Source organism: Paracoccus sp. FO-3 (assembly GCF_006386455.1).
Lineage (GTDB): Bacteria > Pseudomonadota > Alphaproteobacteria > Rhodobacterales > Rhodobacteraceae > Paracoccus > Paracoccus versutus.
On the sequence record NZ_VCBQ01000027.1, the window covers coordinates 16,671 to 43,495 of the forward strand.

Here is a 26,825-nt window from a genome sequence, read left to right on the forward strand (position 1 = left end):
AGCGCGTGACCGCAGCGTGATCGGAGAGGCGAGGGGCCTCAGCCGCCGCTCAACGCCAGCCTGCCGCCGGCCATGCGCTGCACCCGGCCCGACAGTTCCAGCGCCAGGATCGCGGGGGCAAGGACCGCGGCGGGCACCCCCAGGTCGCGGATCAACATGTTCTCTTCGGTCGGGCTGGGGCCAAGCCGCGCCAGGATCCGCCCCTCCAGGTTCACCGGGCCGCCGGCGTCGCGCGGCTGGTGCGTCGCCACCGGGCGGGGGGTGTCGTGGCCCAGTTCCGCAAGCCGGCGGGCGACGGCGGCCGGCTGCCTGACCCGCCCGGAGACCGGGGCGGTCGGGGTAGGGGCCGGCGCGGGCTGTTCCGCCGCGGCCGCCGGGGCGTTCGATTGCAAGGCCGCCAGCACATCGGCGGAATTGCGCACCAGCAAGGCGCCGTCGCGGATCAGCGCATTGCAGCCGGCGGCCCGCGCATCCATCGGATGGCCCGGCACCGCCATCACCTCGCGCCCCTGGTCCAGCGCGCAGCGCGCGGTGATCAGGCTGCCCGAGCGATGCGCGGCCTCGACCACGACCACGGCGCGCGACAGGCCCGAGATGATGCGGTTGCGGGCCGGGAAATGCCGGGCCACGGGTTCCGTCCCCGGCGGCTGTTCGGTGACGAGCAGGCCGGTTTCGCAGATCGCCTCGGCCAGGGCCGCGTTTTCGCTGGGATAGATCATGTCGATGCCGCCGGCCATGACCGCGATGGTGCCGCCGTGCAGCGCGGCCTCATGCGCGACGGTGTCGATGCCGCGCGCCAGCCCGGCGACGACCGCCGTGCCCGATTGCGACAGGCCCGCGGCCATGCCCCGCGCCATGCGCAGGCCCAGCGACGAGGCATTGCGCGCGCCGATCACCGCCACGGGCATGCGTTGCAGCACTGCCATGTCGCCGCGCAGCCACAGCACCGGCGGCGCCTCGGCCACCGTGCGCAGCAGGGCGGGGTAATCCGGGTCGCCCCAGGTCACCAGCCGGGCGCCGGCGCGGCGGCCGGCCGCGATCTCGGCCTCGGCGACCGAAAGGGGGCAGGGGGTGTAGTCCTGGATCCCCGCGGCCTGGGCCATCGCGGGCAGGGCGGCCAGCGCCGCCTGGGCGCTGCCATGTTCGCCCAGCAGCCGGTGGAAGGTCGCCGGCCCCACCTTGCGAGAGCGGATGAGGCGCAAGGCCGCAAGCCCCTCCCCTTTTGGGCGGGGTCCGTGGTGGGGGTCCAAGGAAAGCTGCCTTGCCATCATGTTCCATGCCTCTGCCTGATCCGCAGGCCGAAACATCGCATGGCAAAGGTTAAGAATGGGTTAGCCGGCGAAGAATTTCTTCAACCCCTTGGAATCGCGGCTGTTCAGGTCGCCGAGCCGCCGATGGTCAGCCCGCCGATGCGCAGCGTGGGCAGGCCGACGCCGACCGGAACCCATTGCCCCTGCTTGCCGCAATTGCCGATTCCCGGATCCAGCGACAGGTCGTTGCCGATGGCGCGGATCTGCCCCAGCGCGGTCGCGCCGTCGCCGATCAGGGTCGCGCCGCGGATCGGGTCGCCGACCTGGCCGTTCTTCACCCGATAGGCCTCGGTGCAGGAGAACACGAACTTGCCGTTGGTGATGTCCACCTGCCCGCCGCCGAAGCCGACCGCATAGATGCCGTCCTCGAGCCCGGCAAGGATCGAGGCCGGATCCTCGGACCCCGCCAGCATGAAGGTATTGGTCATGCGCGGCATGGGCGCATGGGCATGGCTTTGCCGGCGCCCGTTGCCGGTCGGCGCCACCCCCATCAGCCGGGCGTTCTGCCGGTCCTGCATGTAGCCGACCAGGATCCCGTCCTCGATCAGGACGTTGCGGCCGGGGGGCGTGCCCTCGTCATCGACCGAGATCGAGCCGCGCCGGTCGGGAATGGTGCCGTCGTCGACCACGGTCACGCCGGGCGCGGCGACGCGCCGGCCCATCAGCCCGGCAAAGGCGGAGTGCCCCTTGCGGTTGAAATCCCCCTCGAGCCCGTGGCCCACGGCCTCGTGCAGCAGGATGCCGGGCCAGCCCGGCCCCAGCACCACGTCCATCACGCCTGCAGGCGCCGGGACCGAGCGCAGGTTGACCAGCGCGATGCGCAGCGCCTCGCGCACCAGCCCCTGCCAATGCTCGGCCGCGACCAGGCCCGTAAGGCCGATGCGCCCGCCGCCGCCGGCGGTTCCCGATTCGCGCCGCGCGTTGGATTCCACGATGACCGAGACGTTCAGCCGCGCCATCGGACGGATGTCGGTGGCCAGCCCGCCCTCGGGGCGCAGGATCGCCACTTCCTGCACCGAAGTCGCGATGCTGGCCGAGACCTGGACCACCCGCGGGTCCAGTCCGCGCGCGAATGCGTCGATTTGCCGCAGAAGCGCCACACGGGCGGCAAAGGGCACCTCTTCGGCCGGGTCGATGGCGGCGTAAAGCGGGCGGATTTCGCCTTGCGGTGGCAAGGCCAGCGTGCCGCCGCCGGCGCCGACCGCCAGCCGCACCGTCTGGGCCGCCTTCTTCAGCGCGGCCTCGTCGATCTCGGTCGAATGGGCATAGCCCGTCACCTCGCCGCGCACGGCGCGCAGGCCAAAGCCCTGTTCGGCGTCATAACTGGCGGTGCGCAGCCGGCCGTCGTCGAAGACCAGCGCCTCGGAACGCGCGCGTTCCAGGAAAAGTTCGCCGTCATCCGCGCCCGCCAGGGCGTCGCGCAGGATGCGCAGCGCGCGGTCCTGATCGAGATGCGTCCGAAAGGGCGAAAACGAGGCGTCTGTCATGGAACCGGTCCTTGTCATGTCGCCCGGCCTAGGGGTTTTTTGACAAGAAGTCGATAGGTATGGCTTGCCCGCCGGGGTAAGATATGGTTCTGGTGCAGGACCGAATGCTGGGGGCTCTGGGACAGGGGTCTGCCGGTGGCATGATAGGCAACGGGATGGGATGATGGCAATTGCGACCAAGCGCCGCGGGGTGGCGGCGGTGATGAGCCTGGGAGTTGCGACGATGACGGCCGTGCCGGCCTGGGCGCAGGACGTGCTGGGCGATCTGCCGGTGATCGGCAAGCCGGTGAACGGCGGGATGAACTTCCAGCCGGCGTCGAGCCCGCTGGCGCATGACCAGCAATGGCTGGATCATTTCGTGCTCTACATCATCACGGCCGTGACGATCTTCGTCTGCCTGCTGCTGCTGATCTGCATCGTGCGCTTCAACCGCCGGGCGAATCCGGTGCCGGCGCGCTTTACCCACAACACCCCGATCGAGGTGATCTGGACCCTGGTCCCGGTGCTGATCCTGGTCGCCATCGGCGCCTTCTCGCTGCCGATCCTGTTCCGCAGCCAGGAGATGCCGAACGATCCCGACCTGGTGATCAAGGCCATCGGCCACCAGTGGTATTGGTCCTATGAATATCCCAACGACGCCATCGCCTTCGATGCGCTGATGCTGGAAAAGGAAGCCCTGGCCGACGCCGGCTATTCCGAGGACGAATACCTGCTGGCCACCGACAATGCCGTCGTGGTTCCGGTCGGCAAGAAGGTGCTGGTGCAGGTGACGGCGACCGACGTGATCCACGCCTGGACCGTGCCCGCCTTTGCCGTCAAGCAGGACGCCGTGCCGGGCCGCATCGCGCAGCTGTGGTTCTCGGTCGACCAGGAAGGCGTCTATTTCGGCCAGTGTTCCGAGCTTTGCGGCATCAACCACGCCTATATGCCCATCGTCGTCAAGGCGGTCAGCCAGGAGAAATACGACGCCTGGCTTGCCGGCGCGAAAGAGGAATTCGCCGCCGACGCCTCGGACTACCTGCCCGCCAGCCCCATCAAGCTGGCCTCGGCAGAGTAAGGTCGGGCCGTGGCCGATATCAACGCATACGAGGGGCCCGCCGAGGCGGGCTTCGGCGACTATGTCGCGCTGCTGAAGCCGCGCGTCATGTCGCTGGTTGTGTTCACGGCCTTCGTCGGGCTGTGGATCGCGCCGCAGCCGGTCAACCCCTTCGTCGCCTTCTGCGCGGTGCTGTTCATCGCGCTGGGGGGCGGCGCCTCGGGCGCCCTCAACATGTGGTATGACGCCGACATCGACGCGGTGATGCGCCGCACGGCGGGCCGTCCGGTGCCCTCGGGCCGCGTGACCTCGGGCGAGGCGCTGGCGGTCGGCATCGCGCTGTCGGGCCTGTCGGTGATGATGCTGGGGCTGGCGGCGAACTGGTTCGCGGCCGGGTTCCTGGCCTTCACCATCTTCTTCTATGCCGTGGTCTACACGATCTGGCTGAAGCGCTCGACGCCGCAGAACATCGTCATCGGCGGCGCGGCGGGGGCGTTTCCGCCGATGATCGGCTGGGCCTGCGCCACCGGCGGCATCGGCATCGAGTCGCTCTTGATGTTCGCGCTGATCTTCTTCTGGACGCCGCCGCATTTCTGGGCGCTGGCGCTGTTCATGAAGGACGACTATTCCAAGGCCGGCGTCCCCATGCTGACCGTGACGCATGGCCGCAGGGTGACGCGCTGCCACATCTTCGCCTATACGCTGGTGCTGGCGCCCTTTGCGATCTGGCTGGGCTTCACCTCGGTCGGCGGGCCGCTCTACCTGGCGGTCTCGGCTGTGCTGAACGTGCTGTTCATCGCCGGTGGCTGGCAGATCCTGCGCCGCGACGAGGACCAGGCCCAGGCCGACGGCTACCGGGTCGAGAAGCGCTATTTCCGCCTGTCGCTTTACTACACCTTCCTGCATTTCCTGGCGCTTCTGGTCCAGCATTGGATCGGGGGGTGGTGATGCTGCCCCAGGTCGAACACGAGCTGCACAAGCGCCGCCGCAGCCGCAACATCGGGCTGCTGGTCGTGCTGCTGGCCTTCGTTGCGCTGGTCTTCGGGCTCTCGGTGGTCAAGATCACCCAGGGCGACATGATGCAGGGCTATGACCACCGGCCGCGCGCCTCGATGCTGCCGCAGGATCCCGATCCGCCGGCGGCCAATGCCGCGCCGGTCGCGGCGCCGGGCACGCCGGCGGCCAACCAGGAGGCAGGCGAATGAGCGGGCAACCGAGGTCGAACGGCCGCACCGTGGCCATGCTGGCCGGCGTCGTCGTGCTGATGGGCGCGCTTTCCTGGGCGGCGGTGCCGTTCTATTCCTGGTTCTGCAAGGTGACGGGCTTTGCCGGCACGACCAACGTGGCCGAGGCCGCCTCGGATACCGTGCTGGAGGAAAAGATCCGCGTGCGCTTCGACGCCAATGCCGACAGCAACCTCGGCTGGACCTTCCGCCCCATGCAGCGCGAGATGGAGCTGAAGATCGGCGAGAACGCCATCGCCTTCTACGAGGCGATCAACAATACCGACCAGCCCGTCACCGGCACCGCCAGCTATAACGTGGCGCCCGATGCGGCCGGCTATTTCTTCAACAAGATCGAGTGCTTCTGCTTTACCGAGCAGACGCTGGCACCGGGCGAGCGGGTCGAGATGCCGGTCAGCTTCTTCGTCGATGCCGATCTGGTGAACGACCGCGACGCGGGCCGCATCCGCGACATCACCCTGTCCTATACCTTCCACCGGACCGATCCTCCCGCGCCCAAGCAGGCGGCGCTGGACGCGAAAACGGAACCGACCGTAAACTGAGCAACAAGAACCAGCAACAGCCGGGAACGCAGCCATGGCCCATGTAAAGAACCACGATTATCAGATCCTGCCGCCATCGATCTGGCCCTTCCTCGGCGCGATCGGCGCCTTCGTGATGCTGACTGGCGCGGTCGCCTGGATGAAGGGAATCACGGTCTTCGGGCTGCCGGTCGAGGGGCCGTGGATGTTCCTGATCGGCCTGGCCGCCGTTCTCTACACCATGTTCGGCTGGTGGGTCGATGTCGTGAACGAGGGCGAGTCGGGCGAACATACCCCGGTGGTGCGGATCGGCCTGCAATACGGCTTCATCCTGTTCATCATGTCCGAGGTGATGTTCTTCGTCGCCTGGTTCTGGGCCTTCATCAAGAACGCCATGTATCCGATGGGGCCGGACAGCCCGATCAAGGACGGCGTCTGGCCGCCGGAAGGCATCGTCACCTTCGACCCCTGGCACCTGCCGCTGATCAACACGCTGATCCTGCTGCTGTCGGGCGTCGCCGTGACCTGGGCCCACCACGCCTTCGTGCATGAGGGCGACCGCAGGACGACGATCAACGGGCTGATCGTCGCCGTGATCCTGGGCGTCTGCTTCACCGCGCTGCAGGCCTATGAATACAGCCACGCCGCCTTCGGCATGGCCGACACGGTCTATGCCGGCACCTTCTTCATGGCCACGGGCTTTCACGGCTTCCACGTCATCATCGGCACGATCTTCCTGTTCGTCTGCCTGATCCGCCTGATCAAGGGCCAGATGACCCAGCAGCAGCATGTCGGCTTCGAGGCCGCCGCCTGGTACTGGCACTTCGTCGATGTGGTCTGGCTGTTCCTCTTTGTCGTGATCTATATCTGGGGCCGCTGATCCCGACAGACATTTCCACGGCGCGGGGCAGATGTTCCCGCGCCGTTTGCTTTGGAGGCCCGCCCATGCGCCGTTACCTGTTCCCGCTGATCGTCGGCGTGCTGGGCTGCGCCATCCTGATCTCGCTGGGCGTCTGGCAACTTCAGCGGCTGGACTGGAAAGAGGGGATGATCGCGCAGATCCAGCAAAGGATCGAGGGCGCGCCCGTGGCCCTGCCGGCCGCGGTGGACCCGTCGATGAAATACATGCCGGTGCTGGTCTCGGGCCAGACCACGGGCGAGGAAATCAACGTGCTGTCCGGCACGCGCGAGCTGGGCGGGGGCTACCAGGTGGTCTCGGCCTTCCTGACCGACGACGGGCGCCGGATCCTGCTGGACCGGGGCTTCGTCGACCAGGACCACAAGCGCGACCCGCGCCCCCCGGTGCGGCTGCAGGTCGCGGGCAACCTGCATTGGCCCGACGAGAAGGGCAGCGCCACGCCCGAGCCCAACCTGGCCGAGAACATCTGGTTCGCCCGCGACGTGCCCGCCATGGCCGCGCAGCTGGGGACCGAGCCGATCCTGGTTGTCGCGGCCGAGGTTCGCGGCGACGCCCAGGGCGTGCAGCCGATCCCGGTCGCGGTCGAGGGCATTCCGAACAACCACCTGAGCTATGCCGTGCAATGGTTCATGATCGCTGCGGTTTGGGCAGGGATGACAGTGGCGCTGATCTGGCGTATCAGGCAGCGGCAATACTAGGGGAGACGCGATGCGTTACGTTTCGACTCGGGGGCGGGCTCCGGTCCTGGACTTCGAACAGGCGATGATGACCGGGCTGGCGCGCGACGGCGGGCTCTACCTGCCCGAGGCGATCCCGATGTTCTCGGCCGACGAGATCGCCCGCTTCGAGGGCCTGCCCTATGAAGAGGTCGCGCGCCGCGTCATCAGCCCCTTCGTCGGCGAAAGCTTCAGCGATGCCGAGCTGCGCGGCGCCATCGCCCGCGCCTATCAGGGCTTCGACCATATCGCCCGCGCGCCCTTGGTCCAGCTTGCGCCGGGCCATCACCTGCTGGAGCTGTTCCACGGGCCGACGCTGGCCTTCAAGGACTTCGCCATGCAGCTGATCGGCCAGCTGTTCCAGCTGGCGCTGGCGCGTTCGGGGCAGCGGGTCACGATCCTGGGCGCGACCTCGGGCGATACCGGCTCGGCCGCGATCGAGGCGTTCCGGGGCCTGTCGAACGTCGATGTGTTCATCATGTATCCGCATGGCCGCGTCAGCGAGGTGCAGCGCCGGCAGATGTCGACGCCCGCCGACGCCAATGTCCATGCCCTGGCCGTCGACGGCACCTTCGACGATTGCCAGGCACGGCTGAAGGATCTGTTCAACGACCACGATTTCCGCGACGCGGTCGGGCTTGCCGGCGTCAACTCGATCAACTGGGCGCGGGTGCTGGCGCAGATCGTCTATTACTTCACCGCCGCCGTCAGCCTGGGCGCGCCGCGGCGCGAGGTGGATTTCACCGTGCCGACCGGCAATTTCGGCGACGTCTTCGCCGGCTCCATCGCCAAGGCCATGGGCTTGCCCATCGGCCGGCTGGTGGTGGCCACCAACCAGAACGACATCCTGCACCGGGCGCTGACTGGCGGCGAATACCGGGTGGGCACGGTCGAGCCCTCGATCAGCCCGTCGATGGACATCCAGGTCAGCTCGAATTTCGAGCGGGCGCTGTGGCTGGCCTATGACCATGACGGCAATGCGGTGTCGCGGCTGATGGACGAGCTGAAATCCGGCGGCTTCGTCATCAGCCAGGGCGCATTGCAGGCGCTGCGCGAGACCTATGTCTCGGGCCGCGCCTCGGAGGCGGAGACGACGGCGATGATCGCCACCATCCGCGCCGAGACCGGCGAGGTGATCTGCCCGCATACCGCCGTCGCCGTGAAGGTGGCGCGCGAGCATCTGCGGCCGGGTGTGCCGATGATCTCGCTCTCGACCGCGCATCCGGCGAAATTCCCCGACGCGGTCGAGGCCGCGACCGCCATCCGCCCGCCCCTGCCGCCGCATATGGCGGACCTGTTCGAGCGCGACGAGCGCATCACCCGCATTGAAAACGACGCCGAGGCCATTAAATCGCTGATCCTTGAACGGAGAACAGTGTGAGCCAGATCCGCAACAGCATCCTTCCCAACGGGCTGCGCGTCGTCAGCCGCGACATGCCCGGCCTGCATTCCGCCGCCATCGGCATCTGGGTCAATGCCGGCTGCCGCGACGAGCGCGCCGAGCAGAACGGCATCGCCCATTTCCTCGAACACATGGCCTTCAAGGGCACCGCCCGGCGCAGCGCGCTGGAGATCGTCGAGTCGATCGAGAATGTCGGCGGCTATATCAACGCCTATACCTCGCGCGACGTGACCTCGTATTATGCGCGAGTGCTGGCGGGGGATGTGGAGCTGGCGCTGGACGTGATCTCGGACATCGTGATGAATCCGGTCTTCGACCAGCGCGAGATCGAGGTCGAGCGCGGCGTGATCCTGCAAGAGATCGGCCAGGCGCTGGACACGCCTGACGACGTGATCTTCGACTGGCTGCAAGAGGCGGCCTATCCCGACCAGCCCATGGGCCGCACCATCCTGGGCCCGGCCGAGCGGGTCAGCCGCTTCGACCGCGCCGACCTGTCGGGCTTCATCACCGAGCATTACGGCCCCGAGCGCATGATCGTCGCCGCCGCCGGTGCCGTCGATCACGACCGCATCCTGCGCCAGGTCGAGGCGATCTTCGGCGGCCTGCCGGCGCGCGCCCTGACCACCCGCGAGCCCGCCCGCTGGCAGGGCGCCGAGGCGCGCCGCGTCAAGGGGCTGGAGCAGGCGCATTTCGCGCTGGCCTTCGAGGGGCCGGGCTACCAGGCGCCCGATTTCTATGCCGCGCAGATCTGGACCTCGGCGTTGGGGGGCGGCATGTCCTCGCGCCTGTTCCAGAAGCTGCGCGAGGAAAAGGGCCTGTGCTATTCGATCTTCGCGCAGTCCGGTTTCCACGACGATACCGGCATGGTGACGATCTATGCCGGCACCTCGGGCGAGCAGATCGCCGACCTGGCCAACCTGACCGTGGACGAGCTGAAGCGCTCGGCCGAGGACATGACCGAGGCCGAGGTGGCCCGCGCGCGCGCCCAGCTCAAGGCCGGGCTGCTGATGGGGCTGGAAAGCCCGACCGGCCAGGCCGAGCGCATGGCGCGGTCGCTGGCGATCTGGGGCCGGGTGCCCGACCCGGCCGAGGTGGCGGAACGCATCGACGCCGTGACCGTGGCCGACATCCGCGCCCATGCCGAGCATCTGATCGCCCATGCCCGCCCGGCGCTGGCGCTTTACGGGCCGGTCGCCGGCGCGCCTTCGCGCGAGGTGCTGGCCGAAAGGCTTGCCGCCTGATGTTCTCGCGCCGCCGTCCGCCGCGCCTGGAAACCGAGCGGATGGTGCTGCGCCTGCCGGCGCATGCGGATTTCGCCCTCTGGGCGGGGCTGCGGGCCGAAAGCCGCGCCTTCCTGACCCCATGGGAGCCGGTCTGGGCGCCCGATCACCTGACCAAGCGCGGCTTTACCAACCGGGTCTATTGGGCGCAGCGTGCCAGCCGCAACGGCACGGCGCTGCCCCTGTTCCTGATCCGGCGCGACGGTGCGCTGCTGGGCGCGATCACGCTGGACAACATCCGCCGCGGCCCGGCGCAATCGGCGACCATCGGCTATTGGATCGGCCAGCCCTTTGCCCGGCAGGGCTATATGCGCGAGGCCATCGGCGCGCTCGTGCAGCACGCCTTCGGCGAGATGGACCTGAGCCGGATCGAGGCCGCCTGCCTGCCGGAAAACACCCCTTCGCGCGGTGTGCTTGAGCGTTCCGGCTTCAAATACGAGGGCGTGGCGCAAAGCTATCTCCAGATCAACGGGCGCTGGCGCAACCATGTGCTTTACGCCAACCTGCGCCACGACCGGCGCGGCAAGACCGAGGTGCGCTGATGCTGAACCAGGCCGATGACGCCCTGGCCGCGATGCTGCCCGCAGGGGTGTTGCGCGAGGTGACACCCGCCTACCTGGAAGAGCCGCGCGGCCGCTACCTGGGCCGGGCCGGGCTGGTCGCCGCCCCGCGCAGCACGGATGAGGTCGCCGCCGTGGTCCGCGCCTGCGCCGCGGCGCGCGTGGGCATCGTGCCCCGCGGTGGCGGCACCGGCCTGGTCGCGGGCCAGGTCATGCCCGACGGCCCTGCGGCGCTGATCCTGTCGCTGGAACGGATGACGGCGCTGCGCGGCATCTGGCCCGAAGAGAACGTGCTGGTGGCCGAGGCCGGCATGACCCTGCAAGCCGTGCGCGACGCGGCCGAAACCGCCGGCCGGCTGTTCCCGCTGTCGCTGGCCAGCCAGGGCACCGCCGCCATCGGCGGCTGCCTTGCGACCAATGCCGGCGGCGTCACCGCGCTGCGCTATGGCACGGCGCGGGCGCTCTGCCTGGGGATCGAGGCGGTGCTGCCCGACGGCTCCGTGGTTCACGACCTCAAGCGGCTGCGCAAGGACAATACCGGCTATGACCTGCGCGACCTCTTGATCGGGGCCGAGGGCAGCCTGGGAATCATCACCGCCGCCAGCCTGAAGCTGGTGGTGCCGCCGCCGAACATCGGCACCGCCATGCTGCAGGTGCCCGGCCCCGAGGCGGCGCTGACGCTGCTGTCTCTGGCCGAGGGGCGCATGGCCGGCGGCGTCACCGCCTTCGAGCTGATCGGCGGGCAGGGGCTGGCCTTCCTGGCCGAGGTTCTGCCCGAGATCCGCCAGCCCTTGCCCGGCGCCGAATGGTCGGTGCTGGTCGAGGTCGGCCTGCCCGAGGGGCTGCCCCCCGAGGCGGCGCTGGAGGGGCTACTGGTGGACGCGATGGAGCGCGGCCTCGTCACCGACGGGGTGATCGCGCAATCGGGTGCGCAGGCGGCGGGCTTCTGGCACCTGCGCGAACATATCCCCGAAGCGAACCGCCGCATCGGCGCCGTTGCCAGCCACGACATCAGCCTGCCCCTGTCCGAGATCGCTGGCTTCATCCGCGACGCCGGCGAGCGGCTGGCGGGCGAGGGGTTGCGGATCAACTGTTTCGGCCATCTGGGCGACGGCAACCTGCATTACAACCTGTTCCCGGCGCCAGGTCGCAGCCGTGCCGAATACGACGACCGGCGCAAGGCGCTGTCCGAGCTGGTGCATGGCATGGTGGTTGCGCGCGGAGGCTCGTTCTCGGCCGAGCATGGCGTCGGGCGGCTGAAGGTCGGCGACCTGGAGCGCTGGGGCGATCCGGCGCGGCTCAAGGCGATGCGGGCGATCAAGGCGGCGCTCGATCCGCTGGGGATCATGAATCCGGGCGCGGTTCTTTCAGCAGCGGGCTGAGCGCCATGCGCAGGTGGTCCAGATAGGCCGTCAGCCGCGGCGGCATGAAGGGCTGCGGCAGATACAGCGCCTGGATGTCCAGCTGCGGCCGCAGGAAATCGGGCAGCAGCCGTTCCAGCCGGCCCTCGGCCAGGTCGCGGGCGACGACGAAGCTGGGGATCATCGCGATTCCCTCGCCCTCCAGCGCCAGGTGCCGCACCGCCTGGGCGCTGTTCACGGTGATGCGGCCGGGCAGGGGGACGCTGACCGCCTTGCCATCCACCAGGAAAACGGCGCGGCCGGGGTTCTGGGCATTGCTGTCGCGGATATTCGCATGGTCGCGCAGATCCTCGGGCCGGGCGGGGCGGGGATGCGCGCCCAGATAGGCGGGGCTGGCGACGGCCCAGGCCTCGGTCTGGCCGATGCGGCGGGCGATCAGGCTGGAATCGGGCAGCTGGCCGATGCGCAGCGCCAGGTCGAAGCCCTCGGCCGCCAGGTCGACATAGCGGTCCGACAGGTTCAGGTCGATCTCGACCCCCGGATGCGCGCGGGTGAAATCGCGGGTCAGGGTGGTCGCGAACATCTCGCCGAAGGTCACGGGCGCGGTCACGCGCAGCCGGCCGGCCAGCGCGCCTTCCTCGGCATGGGCCTGGGCGTCCAGTTCCTCGACCGCGGCCAGCACGCGGCGCGCGGCGGCCAGGTAACGCTCGCCCGAGGGGGTCAGCGACAGGGCGCGGGTGGTGCGGTTCAGAAGCGTGACCCCCTGCTGCCCCTCCAGCGCGGCGACATATTTGCTGACCAGCTTGTTCGAGATCCCCAGCCGCTCGCCCGCCCGCGTGAACGAGCCGGCATCGACCACGGCGACAAAGGCGCGGATGCCGTCGATCCTGTCCATCGCAATCTCCATGGCGGCGATAATATTTCCATGAATATGGCCGTTTTCGCGACAATCGCCAAGGGCTATCTGAGGACCAGCGAACAGTTCAAGGAAACGCATCATGACCGACCTTAGCCATGGCGGCACGACCGCCGCCACGCGCAATGCCGACATTGCCGCCTTCATCCTGCGGGTCTCGACCGGCCTGTGGTTCCTGGTCCACGGGCTGACGAAGCTGCTGGTCTTCACGCCTGCCGGCACCGCCGGCTATTTCCAGTCCGTCGGCCTGCCGGGCGCGCTCGGCTACCTGACCATGCTGGCCGAGATCCTGGGCGGGCTGGTGCTGGTCGCCGGCCTGTTCACCCGCCAGGTCGCGCTGGTCCTGGCCGCCGTCCTGCTGGGCGCGGCCTGGTTCGGCCATGGCGGCAACGGCTTTGCCTTCGGCAATCCCGGCGGCGGCTGGGAATATCCGGTGCTTTGGGCCGTCACCATGGTCGCGCTGGCGCTGCTGGGCGACGGGGCCTGGTCGCTGGGCAAGCGCCGCTGATCCGGGCGCGAAACGATCTTGCGGCGGCCGGCCTTCGGGCCGGCCTTTCCTTGCGCGCATGGCTGGGTTGATTTGTCAGTCCTGCGCGATGGCTCTAATCATCGCCCGAGTTCCAGGGAGGCCGCCATGACCGAGGATTACCTTCACCGCATCCGCCACAAGGCCCTGCGCCAGCGCGTGGTTGGCGCCGATCAGGCCGCCAGCCTGATCCGCGACGGCATGGTGCTGGGCATGTCGGGCTTTACCCGTGCCGGCGAGGCCAAGGCCGTGCCCCTGGCGCTGGCCGAACGCGCCCGGCGCGAGCCGCTGAAGGTGACGCTGATGACCGGGGCGTCGCTTGGCAACGACCTCGACAAGACCCTGGCCGAGGCGCATGTGCTGTCGCGCCGCATCCCCTTCATGTCCGACCCGGCCCTGCGGCGGGCGATCAATGCGGGCGAGGTGATGTATATCGACCAGCACCTGTCCGAGACGGTCGAGCAGCTGCGCACCGGGCAACTGCCGCCGGTGGACATCGCCATCGTCGAGGCGGTGGCGATCACCGAGACCGGCGGCATCGTCCCCACCACCTCGGTCGGCAATTCTGCCAGCTTCGCGCTTCTGGCCGAGAAGGTGATCGTCGAGATCAACCTGAGCCAGCCCGAGGCGCTGGAGGGGCTGCACGACATCTATATCCCCACCTATCGCCCGACGCGCACGCCGATCCCGGTGGTGACGCCGGAAAGCCGGGTCGGCTTCCCCTTCATCCCGGTCCCGCCCGAGCGTATCGCGGCCATCGTGATCTCGACTAAGCTGGACAGTTCCTCGACCATCCACGACCCGGACGCCGAGACCCGCGCCATCGCCAGCCACCTGACCGAGTTCCTCAAGCACGAGGTAGCGCGCTCGCGCCTGCCCAGCCACCTGCATCCCCTGCAGGCCGGCATCGGCACCATCGCCAATGCGGTGCTGCACGGCTTCATCGACAGCCCGTTCCACGACCTGACGATGTATTCGGAAGTGCTGCAGGATTCGACCTTCGATCTGATGGATGCGGGCAAGATGGTCTTTGCCTCGGGCTCCTCGATCACGCTTTCGGCGGCGAAATACCGCGACGTGATGGCGCGGTTCCACGAGTTCAAGCCCCGGCTGGTGCTGCGCCCGCAGGAGATCTCGAACCACCCCGAGGTGGTGCGGCGGCTGGGGCTGATCTGCATCAACACGGCGCTGGAATTCGATCTTTACGGCAACGTCAACTCGACCCATGTCATGGGCACGCAGATGATGAACGGCATCGGCGGCTCGGGCGATTTCGCGAGGAATGCCTATCTGTCGGTCTTTGTCACCAAGTCCATGGCCAAGGGTGGGGCGGTGTCGTCGGTGGTGCCGATGGTCAGCCATGTCGACCATAGCGAGCATGACGTGGACATCCTGGTGACCGAGCAGGGGCTGGCGGACCTGCGCGGGCTGGCGCCGCGCGAGCGGGCGCGGGTGGTCCTGCAGAACTGCGTGGCGCCGGAATGGCGCGACGGGCTGGAGGATTACCATGCCCGCGCGCTGGCGCGGGGCGGGCATACGCCGCATCTGGTCGAGGAGGCGCTGAGTTGGCACGACCGGCTGCGCCGGACCGGCAGCATGAGGCCGGAATGAGGCAAACGCGCCCGGCCGATCCTGCGCGGACGCGTTGCGTGTCAGGCGGTGGCGGGGGCTCTGCCCCCCGNGGTCGGATCGGCGTCCCCCGGGGTATTTTCACAACAAAGAAGATCACCAGGCCGGGATGACGGCGCCCTGGTATTTCTCTTCGATGAACTGCTTCACCGCCGGGTCGTGATAGGCCTCGACCAGTTGCTTGGCCCAGGGTGCGTCCTCGTCGCCCTTGCGCACGACGATGATATTGGCATAGGGGCTGTCGGGTTTTTCCATGGCGATGGCGTCCTCGTTCGGGTTCAGCCCGGCATCCAGCGCATAATTGGTATTGATGATGGCGATGTCCGCATCGGCCAGGGCGCGCGGCAGCTGGGCGGCGTCGAGTTCCAGGAACTTCAGGTTCTTCGGGTTCCCGGTCACGTCGAGCGGCGAGGGGGTGAGGCCGGTGTCCTCGGCCAGGGTGATCGCGCCCTTGTCCTGCAGCAGCAGCAGCGCGCGGCCGCCGTTGGTGGGGTCGTTCGGGATCGCGACCTTGGCGCCCTCGGGCAGTTCGTCCAGCGATTTCAGCTTGTCGGAATAGACCCCCATCGGCGTGGTGATGGTCTTGGCGATGCTGACCAGATCGAAGCCGCGGTCCTTGATCTGGTTGTCCAGATAGGGCTGGTGCTGGAAGCTGTTGGCTTGCAGGTCGCCATCGGCCAGCGCCTGGTTCGGCACCACGTAATCGGTGAATTCGACGATGTCGATGGTCAGGCCCTTGTCCTTGGCGACCTTGGCGACCTCTTCCATGATCTCGCCATGCTCGCCCGGCGAGACGCCGACCTTGATTTCCTCGGCCGCGGCCAGGGTCGCGGAGAGGGCGAGCGCCGAGGTCAGGGCGGCAAGGCTGAATTTGCGCATGGGTCTTGGTCCTTTCAGGTTATCGGCCCCGGTTGCGGGGCGCGCGCTTGTCGAAACGGGCGGCGATCCATTCGCCGGCCGATTGCACCAGTTGCACCAGCACGATCAGGATCACCACGACGGCCAGCATCACCTCGGGCATGAAGCGCTGGTAGCCGTAGCGGATGCCGAGATCGCCCAGGCCGCCGCCGCCGACGGTTCCGGCCATTGCGGAATAGCCGATCAGGCTGACCACGGCCAGCGTCAGGCCCAGGATGATGCCGGGCATCGCCTCGGGGATCAGCACCTTCCTGACAATCTGCATGGGCGTGGCGCCCATGGCGCGGGCGGCCTCGATCAGGCCGGAATCGACCTCGCGGATCGCGGTCTCGATCAGCCGGGCGATGAAGGGGGCGGCGGCCAGCGTCAGCGACACGATGGCCGCATTGGTGCCAATGGAAGTGCCGACCAGCTTTCTGGTGAACGGCATAATCGCGATGATCAGGATGATATAGGGCAGCGAGCGGGTGGCGTTCACCACCAGTCCGAGGACGGTGTTCAGCCAGGGCGCCGACAGCAGCTCGCCCCGGCGCGAGGTGGCCAGGAACACGCCCAGCGGCCCGCCGATCAGCGTGCCGAGCAGGGTGGAGAGGGCGACCATGTAGAGCGTCTGCAGCGTCGCCTGCCACAGGATCGGGATCAGGTTAGCCGACATAGCCAAGCACCTCGGTCAGAAGCCCGTGTTCCTCGAGGAAGCGGCGCGATTCCTCGAGCCGCGGGGCGGGCAGGGCGACGATCAGGCTGCCGAAGGGCCTGGTGCCGATCTCTTCGATGGCGCCGGCCAGGATGTTCACGCTGACCCCGCGTTCCGAGGTCAGACGCGCCAGCATCGGGTCGGTGGCATGGCTGCCGATGAAGGTGATCTGCACCACCGCCTCGGCCTCGGGGGCTTGGGGCGCGTCCCGCATCTGGCCGGCGACGAATTGCGGCACGGCGACGCCGGTCACGCCGGTCAGGAACGAGCGCGTGGTGGGATGGGCGGGCTTCGAGAAGACCGCGTAGGTCTCGCCCGCCTCGACGATGCGGCCGCCCTCGATCACCGCCACGTGGCTGCAGATGTCGCGCACCACCGCCATTTCATGGGTGATCAGCAGGATGGTCAGGCCCAGGTCGCGGTTGATGGCCTGCAGCAGGTCCAGCACCTGCCGCGTGGTGTCGGGGTCGAGCGCCGAGGTCGCCTCGTCCGACAGAAGCACGCGCGGCCCGGTCGCCAGCGCGCGGGCGATGCCGACGCGCTGCTTCTGTCCGCCGGACAGCTCGGCCGGGTAGCGGCCGGCCTGCGCGGTCAGGCCGACGCGCTCGATCAGCTCGGTGACGCGGGGGGCGATCCTGGCGCGCTCCTCGCCGGCGATCTCCAGCGGCAGGGCGATGTTCTCGGCCACGGTGCGGCTGGCCAGCAGGTTGAAATGCTGGAAGATCATGCCGACCTCGCGCCGGATCCGGCGCAGGCTGGCATCCGAGGCGGCGCCCACGTCGCGCTCGTTCACGATCACCTTGCCGGCGCTGGGGCGTTCCAGCCCGTTCACCATGCGCAACAGCGTCGACTTGCCGGCGCCGGACCGGCCGATGATGCCGGTGATCGCGCCCTGCGGCACGTCCAGCCAGATGTCGTGCAGCGCCACCACGTCGCTGCCGCCCTTCTGCGGATAGCGGCGCGTCACGCCCTGGAATGAGATTGCCGGCCCTGTCATCGCCCCTGCCTTGAATGTCAGGCGAGACCTATGCCCGCCGGGCCGGGCTTGGCAAGGGGCAGGTGCCCGGCAAAAGGGCAATGCCATTCCAAACCGGAGGGTTCGGATGGAATGGCGTTCCTTTCGCCGGCGTTACGCTGCGGAAAGCGCGGCGATGATCGGGCCGAAATCCTCGGCCTTGAGGCTGGCGCCGCCGACCAGCGCCCCGTTCACATGCGGGATGGCAAAGATCTCGGCCGCATTGCCGGGCTTGACCGAGCCGCCATAGAGCAGGGCGAAGTCGGCGCCGTCGGCGAAGCGCGCGGCCAGGCGGTCGCGCATCAGGGCGTGGACCTCGGCGATCTGGTCGTTCGTGGGGGTGCGGCCGGTGCCGATGGCCCAGACCGGCTCATAGGCGATCACCGTGTTCGCGGCCGTCGCGCCATCGGGGACGGAACCGGCAAGCTGGGCCGAGATCACGTCGAGCGTCTGGCCGGCGTCGCGCTGCGCCTCGGTCTCGCCGACGCAGATCACCGCGACCAGGCCCGCCTGATGCGCGGCGACGGCCTTGGCGGTGACCTGGGCGTCGGTTTCGGCATGGTCGGTGCGGCGCTCGGAATGGCCGAGGATCACATGGCTCGCGCCCGCATCCTTCAGCTGCGCGGCGGCGATGTCGCCGGTATGGGCGCCCGAGGTCCTGGCGTGGCAATCCTGGCCGCCGGTGGCGATGCGGCCCTGCGCGCGGACGGCCATGGCATGGACCAGGGTGGCGGGGGGGCAGATCAGCACGTCGCAGCCCGGTGCCGGATGATCGGCCAGCAGCCGGTCGATCTCGGCCAGCGAGGCCAGGGTTCCGTTCATCTTCCAGTTGCCGGCGGCGAGTTTGCGCGGGGCCATCTGCCTCTCTCCCTTTTCATGGACTGACAGGGGATTAGGCCGGGGATTTCGCGCGATCAAGACGGCTGGGCGATGTGGGCGCTAACTTGCGGCAAAAAGGCTCAGGCTTTGGCGGCCGAACCCTCCAGCGGGGTGAAGCTGACCGATTCGCCGCAGCCGCAGCTGTCGGTGACATTGGGGTTGCGGAACTTGAAGCCGGATTCCAGCAGGCCGGATTCATAGTCGATCTCGGTCCCGAACAGGAACATCTGCGCGGTAGGGGCGATCAGCACCCGCGCCGCGCCCTGCTCGACCACCTCGTCGCCGGGGGCGGCGGTCTCGGCCAGCTCCATGGTGTATTCCATGCCGGCGCAGCCGCCCTTCTTCAGGCCGATGCGCAGCCCGCTGGCGGATTTCTGGGCCATCAGCCGGGCGATCTGCCGCTCGGCCGCCTGGGTGATGGTCACGGGGGATTTGCCGGGGATCGAAAACATCTCGGGCCCTTTTCTGTTCGCTGTCTCTCATTTAGGAGCATCGAGGCTGCCGCTCAAGGGGTGCTTGACTCCGGGCACGGGGCGGCTATAAGCGCCGCTTCATTGGTGTTGGTGGACCCCGCAAGGGGAATCCTGTCGGGCAATATGCCAAAGGACAACGCCCTTCGAGAACATAACATAAAGAAGGAGATCAGCGATGACCAAACGCACCGCTGCCAAGTACAAGATCGACCGCCGCATGGGCGAGAACATCTGGGGCCGCGCCAAGTCGCCGCTCAACCGCCGCGAATACGGCCCCGGCCAGCACGGCCAGCGCCGCAAGGGCAAGCTGTCGGACTTCGGCACCCAGCTGCGCGCCAAGCAGAAGCTCAAGGGCTATTACGGCGACCTGACCGAAAAGCAGTTCCGCCGCATCTACGCCGAGGCCGAGCGCGTCAAGGGCGACACCGGCGAGAACCTGATCGGCCTCTTGGAGCGCCGCCTGGACGCGGTGGTCTATCGCGCGAAATTCGTGCCGACCATCTTCGCCGCCCGCCAGTTCGTGAACCATGGCCATGTCGAGGTGAACGGCAAGCGCGTGAACATCGCCTCGTATCGCGTCAAGGAAGGCGACGTGATCTCGATCCGCGAGCGGTCGCGCCAGCTGGCTATCGTGCTGGAGTCGGTCGGCCTGGCCGAGCGTGACGTGCCGGACTACCTGGAAGTGGACCACAACAAGATGACCGCGAGCTTCGTGCGCACCCCGGCCCTGGGCGACGTGCCCTATGCCGTGCAGATGGAGCCGAACCTGGTCGTCGAATTCTACGCGAAGAACTGATCCCTTCAGGATCGCAGGAATGCCGGGCCGTCCCTTCGGGGGCGGCCTTCGCTTTTCCGGCGCCGTCGCAGGGAGTATTTGAAGAACGAAGAAGCCTGGGCCTGCCGGTGTGGCCGGCAGAATATTTGGAAAACGGTGCAGCGCCGCGCCGTTCACAATCGGGCAAGCGCGGGGCGAGCGGCTTGCATGGCGACGAAACATTCTGGCAAATCGGCACGCAGGGCAGATATGGGGAAGGCGATGCGCGGGCTGGTGGTGGCTTTGATCGGGGCGATGGGATTGCCTGCGCCGGCGGGCGCGCAGGAGAATCCGGCCAGGGACGAGCGGCTCTGGACCTGCGAGACCTCGATCGCCGGCGAGCGGACAGCGATCAACTATCTCCGCGATGACGAGTTCCGCGCGAATGTCGGCCGGTTGGAGAAGAATTTCTCCGGTTGGGGACGGATCTCCTGTCCCGGCTACGTCACCCTGCGCGAGATCCTGCGGCGCAACCAGATGGCGGACGACGGCAGCTATTGCCTGCTCTGGGATAAGCAGCACGACACCTATATCGGCGCGCAGAAGGGGCCGCGCAAAGGGAATGCGCTATGCCGCAAGACCTTTTGCGAACGGGTGAACACGGCGCGGCAGGCGACTTTCCGCAATGCCAATGCGCTGGCGGTTGCCGGCTATGATGCGGTGACCCAACGGCCCGGCGCCACGATCCTGGCCGCGACCTCGGGGCAGATGGTCGGCACGCTCGAGGCGGCGGGGGCAGCGGCGATGGGCATGGCGGCCTCGCCGGTAGCGGTGGGTTCGCTGGTGATCGGTTCGGCCGCCGTGGGCGGAAGCCTGTGGTATTGCACCGAGGAATAGGCTCGCCGCCGCCGGGCGCGGCATCCGCCTTCACCGTCTTGCAAATACTCCGCCGGCCATCCCGGCAGGCCCAGGCTTCTTCGTTCCTCAAATACTCCCTGCGACGGCGCCGGAAAAGCGAAGGCCGCCCCCGAAGGGACGGCCCGTCATTCCTGGCCTCCGGCATTCCTGGCCGATGGCCCTGGATCAGGCTTTCGCCAGGTTGCGCAGCACGTAATGCAGCACGCCGCCATTCTCCAGGTATTCGATCTCGACCTCGGTATCGACGCGGGCCTTGAGCTGGATCACCTTCTCGCTGCCATCGGCATAGCGGATGGTGCAGGCGACCTGCGACAGCGGCTTGAACTCGCCCGCCAGCCCGTCGATCGAGATCACCTCGTCGCCCTTGAGGTTCAGCGTCTTGCGGTTCTCGCCGCCGGTGAACTCGAAGGGGATCACGCCCATGCCGACCAGGTTCGAGCGGTGGATGCGCTCGAAGCTTTCGGCGATGACCGCCTTGACGCCCAAGAGGTTGGTGCCCTTGGCCGCCCAGTCGCGCGACGAGCCGGCGCCGTATTCGACCCCGCCGAAGATCACCAGCGGCGTGCCCTGCGCCTGATAGGCCATCGAGGCGTCGAAGATCGAGGTCTGCTGCCCGTCCGGGCCCAGGGTATAGCCGCCCTCGACCCCGTCCAGCATCTCGTTGCGGATGCGGATGTTGGCAAAGGTGCCGCGCATCATCACTTCGTGGTTGCCGCGGCGCGAGCCGTAGCTGTTGAAGTCCTTGGGCGCGACCTGGCGCTCGGTCAGGTATTTGCCGGCCGGGGTGGTCGGCTTGAACGAGCCGGCGGGCGAGATGTGGTCGGTGGTGATCATGTCGCCCAGGATTGCCAGGATGCGGGCGCCGTCGATATTGCTGATCTGGCCCGGATTCTTGGACATGCCGCGGAAATAGGGCGGGTTCTGGATATAGGTCGAGGTCGGCGGCCAGTCATAGGTCTCGCTGTCGGTGATCTCGACCGCCTGCCAGCGCTCGTCGCCCTTGAACACGTCGGCATATTTCTTCTGGAAGGCCTCGCGCGTCACGGTGGCCTCGACCAGTTCCGCGACCTCCTGCGAGGTCGGCCAGATGTCCTTGAGGTAGACGTCCTTGCCCTCGGGCGTCTGGCCGATCGGATCCTTGGTCAGGTTGATGTTCACGTCGCCGGCGATGGCATAGGCCACGACCAGCGGCGGCGAGGCCAGGTAGTTCGCGCGCACGTCCGGCGAAATCCGGCCCTCGAAGTTGCGGTTGCCCGACAGCACGGCGGTGGCGACCAGGTCGTTGTCGTTGATCGCCTTGGAGATCGCCGCATCGCCCAGCGGCCCCGAGTTGCCGATGCAGGTGGTGCAGCCATAGCCGACCAGGTTGAAGCCGATGGCGTCCAGGTCTTCCTGCAGGCCGGCGGCCTCCAGGTATTCGCCCACCACCTGCGAGCCGGGGGCCAGCGAGGTCTTGACCCAGGGCTTGCGGGTCAGGCCGAGCGCGCGGGCCTTGCGCGCCACCAGGCCGGCGCCGATCATCACATAGGGGTTCGAGGTGTTGGTGCAGGAGGTGATCGCCGCGATCACCACCGAACCGTCGCGGATGGCATAGTCCTTGCCCTCGACCGCCACGCTCTTGCGCACGTCGGTGCCCGAGGTGGCGACCACGCCGCCGCCTTCCTCGACCATCTCCTCGGCCGCGGCCGACATGTCCACGCCGCGATATTCGGCCACGGTCTTGTAGAAGGCGCGGGCGGCAAGGTTCAGCGGCGTATAGTCCTGCGGACGCTTCGGACCCGAGATCGCGGGGACGATGTCGCTCATGTCCAGGTGCAGCGTGTCGGTATAGACCGGCTCGTAATCCGTGCCGCGCCAGAAGCCGTTCTCTTTGGCATAGGCCTCGACCAGGGCGATGCGGTCCTCGTCGCGGCCGGTGTTGCGCAGGTAGCGCAGCGTCTCGGCGTCGATGGGGAAGAAGCCGCAGGTCGCGCCGTATTCGGGCGCCATGTTGGCGATGGTGGCGCGGTCGGCCAGCGGCAGGTGGTCGAGCCCCTCGCCGTAGAACTCGACGAACTTGCCGACGACGCCCTTCTTGCGCAGCATGGCCACGACTTTCAGCACCAGGTCGGTCGCGGTGGTGCCTTCCATCATCTTGCCGGTCAGCTTGAAGCCCACGACCTCGGGGATCAGCATCGAGACGGGCTGGCCCAGCATCGCCGCCTCGGCCTCGATCCCGCCGACGCCCCAGCCCAGCACGGCCAGACCGTTGACCATGGTGGTGTGGCTGTCGGTGCCGACCAGCGTGTCGGGATAGGCGACGGTCTCGCCCGCCTGATCGGTGTCGGTCCAGACGGTCTGGGCCAGGTATTCCAGGTTCACCTGGTGGCAGATGCCGGTGCCGGGCGGCACCACGCGGAAGTTGTTGAACGCCTTCTGCCCCCATTTCAGGAAGGTGTAGCGTTCCAGGTTGCGTTCATATTCCAGCTCGACGTTGCGCTGGAAGGCGCGGGGGTTGCCGAAATCGTCGATCATCACCGAGTGGTCGATGACCAGGTCCACCGGGTTCAGCGGGTTGATCTTTTGCGCATCGCCGCCAAGCGCCTTGATGCCGTCGCGCATCGCGGCCAGGTCCACCACCGCCGGGACGCCGGTGAAGTCCTGCATCAGCACGCGGGCCGGGCGATAGGCGATCTCGCGCGGGTTCTGGCCGCCTTGCCGCGCCCATTCGGCGAAGGCCCTGATGTCCTCGACGCTGACCGTGCGGCCGCCGTCCTCGAAGCGCAGCAGGTTTTCCAGCACCACCTTGAGCGAGGCCGGCAGCTTCGAGAAATCGCCCAGGCCGGCCTGGGTGGCGGCGTCGATCGAGTAATAGGCATAGCTCCGAGAGCCCACCTGAAGCTGGCGGCGCGTCTTGGCGGTATCGGTTCCGGTTTCGATGGGCATGGACTCGGCTCCCTATCCTTGAAAAAGGTGGCTGAATGGCGGTGCTGCCTGCCATTTGCCCCTTTTCGGGATGGGGTTCAAGAGGGCGGGACAGGCTTTGTATGCCATTGTATGCCAAATTTTCGCTGCGGCGGCAAGATGTGGGTTTTCCATCACGGTCACGCTGCGGGAACGGGGCACTAACAAAGCATTGATTTGTCGTTCCCCGGCGCGGCGGTTTAGCTGTTGCGGATCGAAGGGGCCGGGAAAACGGGCGACATGACGGCAAGGCGCATCAAGACGACGGCTTGGGGACAGGGGCGGAAGGCGGCGATCCTGCCGGGGCTGGCCTGCGCCCTGTGGGTGCTGCTGGGCGGATTTGCCGCGCCCGCCCTGGCGCAGGACGCAGGCGGGGCGGCCGCCCCCGATCCCGCGCCGGCCGCTGCCGCGGCGCCGCAATCGCCCCAGGGGCCATCCTCCGGGACCGGCGGCGATGGAGCCGCCTTCGCGCCCCTGGCCCCGCCCGCCGCCATGTCCGAATCCGCCCTGTCCGAGGATGAGGACGACGGCATCATCGGCCTGATCGAGGCGCCCGAGGGCGCGCCGGGCGTTCCCGCCGAGGGCATGCCGCCGGTCATCGACCCCGGCGCGCTGGCCGCCTCGGCCATGGTTTCCTTTGCCGAGGTGCAGCCGCGCGCCGGCATGATGGGCCCCATCGGCCACCCGCCGGTGGTGGTCGAGCTTTTCACCTCGCAGGGCTGCTCGTCCTGCCCGCCGGCGGACGAGCTGCTGGCCGACCTGGCCGACCGCGAGGATGTCCTGGCGCTGTCCTGGCATGTCGATTACTGGGACTATCTGGGCTGGGCCGATGAATTCGCCCGCCCCGAATTCACCCGCCGCCAGCAGGTCTATGCCCACCAGGCCGGCGAGCGCGCGATCTATACGCCGCAGATCGTCGTCGGCGGCACCGATACGCTGATCGCGCTGCGCCCGGCCGAGCTGATGGGCCTGCTGCAGACCCAGATGGCGCGGCCTGCGCCGGTCATGGTCTCGTCCAGCCAGGGCAAGGACGGCTTTCGCATCGAGTTGACGCCGCGCGGCGCCATCGCCGACCGGGTGGCGATCATCCTGGTGCGCTATGCGCCGCAGCGGCGGGTGGCGATCAAGGCCGGCGAGAACCGCGGCATCGCGCTGGAATACCGCAACGTGGTGCTGGCGGCCGAGCGCATCGCCGAATGGGACGGCCGCACGCCGCTGCGCATGACCGTCCGCCGCGACAGCCAGAACAGCGCCGATTTCCCGGCCGATACCCGACATGCCATCCTGGCGCAGGAACTGGGGCGGGGCGACCCGCGCTCGGCCAGCGGGCCGATCCTGGCCGCGATCCGGCTGGACTGAACCGCGCCTGCGCCGCCCCGGCTTGCGCCGGCGCAGGCTCCGGGGCAAAACCCGGCCCGTGCCGCAGACGACCATCCCAGACAGGAGCCTCCCTTGACCGAATCGCGCAAGATCGCCCCCTGGCTCAAGGCCGCATTGGAATTCGGCCCGCTGATCCTGTTCTTCCTGGTCTTCATGCGCTTTCGCGACCAGACCGTCAGCCTGGCGGGGCGGGACTATTCCGGCTTCATCCTGGCCACGCTGGTCTTCGTGCCGGTGCTGGCGCTCAGCACGCTGGCGCTGTGGCGGCTGACGGGCAGGCTGTCGCCGATGCAGATCGCGACGCTGGTGCTGGTCGTGGTCTTCGGCGGGTTGTCGGTCTGGCTCAACGACCCGAAATTCTTCAAGATGAAGCCGACGATCATCTACCTGATCTTTGCGGGCCTTCTGGGCGCCAGCCTGGTCCTGCGCCGCAACTGGCTGGAGCTGGTCCTGTCCGAGGCGCTGCCGATGAACGCCGAGGGCTGGCGCATCCTGACCCTGCGCATGGCGCTGCTGTTCCTGACCCTTGCCGCGGCGAACGAGGCGGTCTGGCGGCTGATGTCGGAAACCGCCTGGGTGAACTTCAAGACCTTCGGCCTGCCGGCGATCATGGTGGTCTTCTTCGTCGCCAACGCCCGCCTGTTCGAGCGCCACGCCCAGCCCCGCGACGGCGAATAGCGCCGGCTGCACCCTTGCATGGCTGGCCGGGCGGGTTTAACCCGAATCCCTGAGCATCAGGAGCGAGCCATGTCCCCGGAGTCGAAGTCCCAGGAGCCGAACCAGCCTCTGCATCCGCGCACCCGCGCGGTCCATCACGGCATCCGCCGCAGCCAGTATGGCGAGATGGCCGAGGCGCTGTTCATGACCCAGGGCTTTTCCTATGACAGCGCCGAACAGGCCGAGGCGCGCTTTCTGGGGGCCGGCCCGGACGAGTTCATCTATGCCCGCTACGGCAACCCGACCTCGCGCATGTTCGAGGACCGGATCGCCGACCTCGAGGGCACCGAGGACGCCTTTGCCACCGCCAGCGGCATGGCGGCGGTCAACGGCGCGCTGATGTGCTTTCTCAAGCCCGGCGATCACATCGTCTCGTCGCGGGCGCTGTTCGGTTCCTGCCTCTACGTGCTGGACCTGCTGGCCCGGTTCGGGGTCGAGGTGTCCTATGTCGACGGCACCGACATCGACCAATGGCGCGCGGCGCTGCGGCCCGACACGCGGGCGGTGTTCTTCGAATCGGTGTCGAACCCCACGCTCGAGGTGGTGGACATCGCCGCCGTCGCGGAACTGGCCCATGCGGTCGGCGCGCTGGTGGTGGTGGACAATGTCTTTGCCACCCCGGTCTATTCCCGCGCCGCCCGGCAGGGCGCCGACGTGGTGGTCTATTCCGCGACCAAGCATATCGACGGCTCGGGCCGCTGCCTGGGCGGGGTGATCTGCGGCACGCGGGCCTTCGTGCGCGAGGTGGCCGAGCCCTATCTGAAACACACCGGCGGCGCGATCAGCCCCTTCAACGCCTGGCTGATGCTGAACGGGCTGGCCACGATGGAGCTGCGCGTGCGCGCCCAGACCGACAGCGCCCTGCAGCTTGCCGCCGCGATGAAGGACCAGGCCGGGATCGCCCGCGTGATCTATCCGGGCCTGCCCGAGCATCCGCAGCACGACCTGGTCATGCGGCAGATGGGCGCGGGCGGCACCATGGTCGCCCTCGACCTCGGCTCCAAGGAGGCGGCCTTCGCGGCGATGAACCGGATGCGCATCTTCCAGATCTCGAACAACCTGGGCGATGCGAAATCCATCGTCACCCACCCCTCGACCACCACGCATCAGCGCCTGCCCGAAGAGACGCGCCTTGCGCTTGGCATCACGCCCGGCCTGCTGCGCCTGTCGATCGGGCTGGAGGATGCCGGCGACCTGATCGCCGACATCCGCCGGTCGCTGGGCTGA

Annotated in this window: 26 protein-coding genes; 17 read left to right on the forward strand and 9 right to left on the reverse strand. The window is 68.2% G+C overall.

Annotated features, from left to right (window positions below; translation table 11 throughout):
* Positions 1 to 38: 38 nt before the first annotated feature.
* On the reverse strand, positions 39 to 1,271 hold the full coding sequence (gene dprA / locus FE811_RS09755; protein WP_370362670.1) for a DNA-processing protein DprA: 1,233 nt from the start codon (positions 1,269 to 1,271) through the stop codon (positions 39 to 41).
* Positions 1,272 to 1,375: 104 nt separating this feature from the next.
* The gene (gene tldD / locus FE811_RS09760; RefSeq protein ID WP_072460821.1) at positions 1,376 to 2,797 is read right to left on the reverse strand and encodes a metalloprotease TldD; all 1,422 of its coding nucleotides are present in this window, start codon (positions 2,795 to 2,797) and stop codon (positions 1,376 to 1,378) included.
* A gap of 160 nt (positions 2,798 to 2,957) precedes the next feature.
* On the opposite strand from tldD, the gene coxB reads away from it, so the two are divergent.
* From coxB to FE811_RS09810, 10 genes are all read left to right on the forward strand, one after another.
* Positions 2,958 to 3,854 carry a cytochrome c oxidase subunit II gene (gene coxB, locus FE811_RS09765; RefSeq protein WP_036756866.1) on the forward strand — a complete coding sequence of 299 codons (897 nt, stop codon included), beginning with the start codon at positions 2,958 to 2,960 and terminating at the stop codon, positions 3,852 to 3,854.
* 9 nt (positions 3,855 to 3,863) lie between these two features.
* The gene (cyoE, locus tag FE811_RS09770) at positions 3,864 to 4,781 is read left to right on the forward strand and encodes a heme o synthase (protein WP_036756869.1); all 918 of its coding nucleotides are present in this window, start codon (positions 3,864 to 3,866) and stop codon (positions 4,779 to 4,781) included.
* Positions 4,781 to 5,038: a hypothetical protein gene (locus tag FE811_RS09775; RefSeq protein WP_036756965.1), complete on the forward strand. Its 258-nt coding sequence runs from the start codon at positions 4,781 to 4,783 to the stop codon at positions 5,036 to 5,038. The genes cyoE and FE811_RS09775 overlap by 1 nt, the downstream gene beginning before the upstream one ends.
* Positions 5,035 to 5,619, forward strand: a complete 585-nt coding sequence (locus tag FE811_RS09780) for a cytochrome c oxidase assembly protein (RefSeq protein ID WP_072460818.1) — start codon at positions 5,035 to 5,037, stop codon at positions 5,617 to 5,619. Before FE811_RS09775 ends, FE811_RS09780 begins: the two co-directional genes overlap by 4 nt.
* Before the next feature lie 34 nt (positions 5,620 to 5,653).
* Positions 5,654 to 6,478, forward strand: coding sequence for a cytochrome c oxidase subunit 3 (locus tag FE811_RS09785; RefSeq protein ID WP_072460817.1), 825 nt, complete (start codon positions 5,654 to 5,656; stop codon positions 6,476 to 6,478).
* Between the two features lie 65 nt (positions 6,479 to 6,543).
* A complete protein-coding gene (locus tag FE811_RS09790; protein ID WP_116221126.1) occupies positions 6,544 to 7,215 on the forward strand; it encodes an SURF1 family protein in 672 nt (223 codons plus the stop codon).
* Between the two features lie 10 nt (positions 7,216 to 7,225).
* Complete coding sequence (gene thrC, locus FE811_RS09795) at positions 7,226 to 8,614, forward strand: threonine synthase (RefSeq protein WP_116221125.1); 1,389 nt, start codon at positions 7,226 to 7,228, stop codon at positions 8,612 to 8,614.
* Entirely contained in the window at positions 8,611 to 9,876 is a 1,266-nt protein-coding gene (locus FE811_RS09800) for a pitrilysin family protein (RefSeq protein WP_072460814.1), read from the forward strand. Before thrC ends, FE811_RS09800 begins: the two co-directional genes overlap by 4 nt.
* Positions 9,876 to 10,457: a GNAT family N-acetyltransferase gene (locus tag FE811_RS09805; protein ID WP_036756879.1), complete on the forward strand. Its 582-nt coding sequence runs from the start codon at positions 9,876 to 9,878 to the stop codon at positions 10,455 to 10,457. The genes FE811_RS09800 and FE811_RS09805 overlap by 1 nt, the downstream gene beginning before the upstream one ends.
* Complete coding sequence (locus FE811_RS09810; RefSeq protein ID WP_116221124.1) at positions 10,457 to 11,857, forward strand: FAD-binding oxidoreductase; 1,401 nt, start codon at positions 10,457 to 10,459, stop codon at positions 11,855 to 11,857. The genes FE811_RS09805 and FE811_RS09810 overlap by 1 nt, the downstream gene beginning before the upstream one ends.
* Here FE811_RS09810 and FE811_RS09815 read toward each other — a convergent pair.
* A complete protein-coding gene (locus tag FE811_RS09815) occupies positions 11,820 to 12,731 on the reverse strand; it encodes a LysR family transcriptional regulator (RefSeq protein ID WP_116221707.1) in 912 nt (303 codons plus the stop codon). The two genes, FE811_RS09810 and FE811_RS09815, sit on opposite strands and share 38 nt — an antisense overlap.
* Before the next feature lie 103 nt (positions 12,732 to 12,834).
* On the opposite strand from FE811_RS09815, the gene FE811_RS09820 reads away from it, so the two are divergent.
* A complete protein-coding gene (locus FE811_RS09820) occupies positions 12,835 to 13,260 on the forward strand; it encodes a DoxX family protein (RefSeq protein WP_116221123.1) in 426 nt (141 codons plus the stop codon).
* 126 nt (positions 13,261 to 13,386) lie between these two features.
* Entirely contained in the window at positions 13,387 to 14,889 is a 1,503-nt protein-coding gene (locus tag FE811_RS09825; protein WP_116221122.1) for an acetyl-CoA hydrolase/transferase family protein, read from the forward strand.
* A gap of 114 nt (positions 14,890 to 15,003) precedes the next feature.
* Here the strand turns inward: FE811_RS09825 and FE811_RS09830 are convergent, their stop codons facing one another.
* From FE811_RS09830 to FE811_RS09850, 5 genes are all read right to left on the reverse strand, one after another.
* Positions 15,004 to 15,786 carry a MetQ/NlpA family ABC transporter substrate-binding protein gene (locus tag FE811_RS09830; RefSeq protein WP_116221121.1) on the reverse strand — a complete coding sequence of 261 codons (783 nt, stop codon included), beginning with the start codon at positions 15,784 to 15,786 and terminating at the stop codon, positions 15,004 to 15,006.
* 19 nt (positions 15,787 to 15,805) lie between these two features.
* Positions 15,806 to 16,480, reverse strand: coding sequence for a methionine ABC transporter permease (locus FE811_RS09835; protein ID WP_116221120.1), 675 nt, complete (start codon positions 16,478 to 16,480; stop codon positions 15,806 to 15,808).
* Positions 16,470 to 17,516, reverse strand: a complete 1,047-nt coding sequence (locus FE811_RS09840) for a methionine ABC transporter ATP-binding protein (protein WP_116221119.1) — start codon at positions 17,514 to 17,516, stop codon at positions 16,470 to 16,472. The genes FE811_RS09835 and FE811_RS09840 overlap by 11 nt, the downstream gene beginning before the upstream one ends.
* Before the next feature lie 132 nt (positions 17,517 to 17,648).
* Entirely contained in the window at positions 17,649 to 18,392 is a 744-nt protein-coding gene (gene tpiA, locus FE811_RS09845) for a triose-phosphate isomerase (protein ID WP_116221118.1), read from the reverse strand.
* A 101-nt stretch (positions 18,393 to 18,493) separates the two neighbouring features.
* A complete protein-coding gene (locus FE811_RS09850; RefSeq protein ID WP_036756906.1) occupies positions 18,494 to 18,865 on the reverse strand; it encodes an iron-sulfur cluster assembly accessory protein in 372 nt (123 codons plus the stop codon).
* A 196-nt stretch (positions 18,866 to 19,061) separates the two neighbouring features.
* Between FE811_RS09850 and rpsD the strand changes: the two genes are divergently transcribed.
* Both rpsD and FE811_RS09860 read left to right on the forward strand, forming a co-directional pair.
* A complete protein-coding gene (rpsD, locus tag FE811_RS09855; protein ID WP_036756914.1) occupies positions 19,062 to 19,682 on the forward strand; it encodes a 30S ribosomal protein S4 in 621 nt (206 codons plus the stop codon).
* 240 nt (positions 19,683 to 19,922) lie between these two features.
* Positions 19,923 to 20,537: a hypothetical protein gene (locus FE811_RS09860; RefSeq protein ID WP_072460905.1), complete on the forward strand. Its 615-nt coding sequence runs from the start codon at positions 19,923 to 19,925 to the stop codon at positions 20,535 to 20,537.
* Between the two features lie 186 nt (positions 20,538 to 20,723).
* Here FE811_RS09860 and acnA read toward each other — a convergent pair whose 3' ends face one another.
* Complete coding sequence (gene acnA / locus FE811_RS09865; protein WP_116221117.1) at positions 20,724 to 23,483, reverse strand: aconitate hydratase AcnA; 2,760 nt, start codon at positions 23,481 to 23,483, stop codon at positions 20,724 to 20,726.
* Between the two features lie 258 nt (positions 23,484 to 23,741).
* Between acnA and FE811_RS09870 the strand changes: the two genes are divergently transcribed.
* From FE811_RS09870 to metZ, 3 genes are all read left to right on the forward strand, one after another.
* Positions 23,742 to 24,860 carry a thioredoxin family protein gene (locus FE811_RS09870; RefSeq protein WP_116221706.1) on the forward strand — a complete coding sequence of 373 codons (1,119 nt, stop codon included), beginning with the start codon at positions 23,742 to 23,744 and terminating at the stop codon, positions 24,858 to 24,860.
* A 93-nt stretch (positions 24,861 to 24,953) separates the two neighbouring features.
* Positions 24,954 to 25,559, forward strand: a complete 606-nt coding sequence (locus tag FE811_RS09875) for an inner membrane-spanning protein YciB (RefSeq protein ID WP_036756925.1) — start codon at positions 24,954 to 24,956, stop codon at positions 25,557 to 25,559.
* 69 nt (positions 25,560 to 25,628) lie between these two features.
* Entirely contained in the window at positions 25,629 to 26,825 is a 1,197-nt protein-coding gene (metZ, locus tag FE811_RS09880) for an O-succinylhomoserine sulfhydrylase (RefSeq protein ID WP_116221116.1), read from the forward strand.

Coding starts and splice junctions, on each gene's coding strand:
- tpiA (WP_116221118.1), bottom strand. CDS start 18,392: ATGGCCCCGCGCAAACTCGCCGCCGGCAACTGGAAGATGAACGGAACC.
- tldD (WP_072460821.1), bottom strand. CDS start 2,797: ATGACAGACGCCTCGTTTTCGCCCTTTCGGACGCATCTCGATCAGGAC.
- FE811_RS09815 (WP_116221707.1), bottom strand. CDS start 12,731: ATGGACAGGATCGACGGCATCCGCGCCTTTGTCGCCGTGGTCGATGCC.
- thrC (WP_116221125.1), top strand. CDS start 7,226: ATGCGTTACGTTTCGACTCGGGGGCGGGCTCCGGTCCTGGACTTCGAA.
- rpsD (WP_036756914.1), top strand. CDS start 19,062: ATGACCAAACGCACCGCTGCCAAGTACAAGATCGACCGCCGCATGGGC.
- FE811_RS09805 (WP_036756879.1), top strand. CDS start 9,876: ATGTTCTCGCGCCGCCGTCCGCCGCGCCTGGAAACCGAGCGGATGGTG.
- coxB (WP_036756866.1), top strand. CDS start 2,958: ATGATGGCAATTGCGACCAAGCGCCGCGGGGTGGCGGCGGTGATGAGC.
- metZ (WP_116221116.1), top strand. CDS start 25,629: ATGTCCCCGGAGTCGAAGTCCCAGGAGCCGAACCAGCCTCTGCATCCG.
- FE811_RS09775 (WP_036756965.1), top strand. CDS start 4,781: ATGCTGCCCCAGGTCGAACACGAGCTGCACAAGCGCCGCCGCAGCCGC.
- FE811_RS09850 (WP_036756906.1), bottom strand. CDS start 18,865: ATGTTTTCGATCCCCGGCAAATCCCCCGTGACCATCACCCAGGCGGCC.
- FE811_RS09860 (WP_072460905.1), top strand. CDS start 19,923: ATGCGCGGGCTGGTGGTGGCTTTGATCGGGGCGATGGGATTGCCTGCG.
- FE811_RS09870 (WP_116221706.1), top strand. CDS start 23,742: ATGACGGCAAGGCGCATCAAGACGACGGCTTGGGGACAGGGGCGGAAG.
- FE811_RS09810 (WP_116221124.1), top strand. CDS start 10,457: ATGCTGAACCAGGCCGATGACGCCCTGGCCGCGATGCTGCCCGCAGGG.
- dprA (WP_370362670.1), bottom strand. CDS start 1,271: ATGATGGCAAGGCAGCTTTCCTTGGACCCCCACCACGGACCCCGCCCA.
- FE811_RS09825 (WP_116221122.1), top strand. CDS start 13,387: ATGACCGAGGATTACCTTCACCGCATCCGCCACAAGGCCCTGCGCCAG.
- FE811_RS09835 (WP_116221120.1), bottom strand. CDS start 16,480: ATGTCGGCTAACCTGATCCCGATCCTGTGGCAGGCGACGCTGCAGACG.
- FE811_RS09790 (WP_116221126.1), top strand. CDS start 6,544: ATGCGCCGTTACCTGTTCCCGCTGATCGTCGGCGTGCTGGGCTGCGCC.
- FE811_RS09785 (WP_072460817.1), top strand. CDS start 5,654: ATGGCCCATGTAAAGAACCACGATTATCAGATCCTGCCGCCATCGATC.
- acnA (WP_116221117.1), bottom strand. CDS start 23,483: ATGCCCATCGAAACCGGAACCGATACCGCCAAGACGCGCCGCCAGCTT.
- FE811_RS09830 (WP_116221121.1), bottom strand. CDS start 15,786: ATGCGCAAATTCAGCCTTGCCGCCCTGACCTCGGCGCTCGCCCTCTCC.
- FE811_RS09820 (WP_116221123.1), top strand. CDS start 12,835: ATGACCGACCTTAGCCATGGCGGCACGACCGCCGCCACGCGCAATGCC.
- FE811_RS09780 (WP_072460818.1), top strand. CDS start 5,035: ATGAGCGGGCAACCGAGGTCGAACGGCCGCACCGTGGCCATGCTGGCC.
- FE811_RS09840 (WP_116221119.1), bottom strand. CDS start 17,516: ATGACAGGGCCGGCAATCTCATTCCAGGGCGTGACGCGCCGCTATCCG.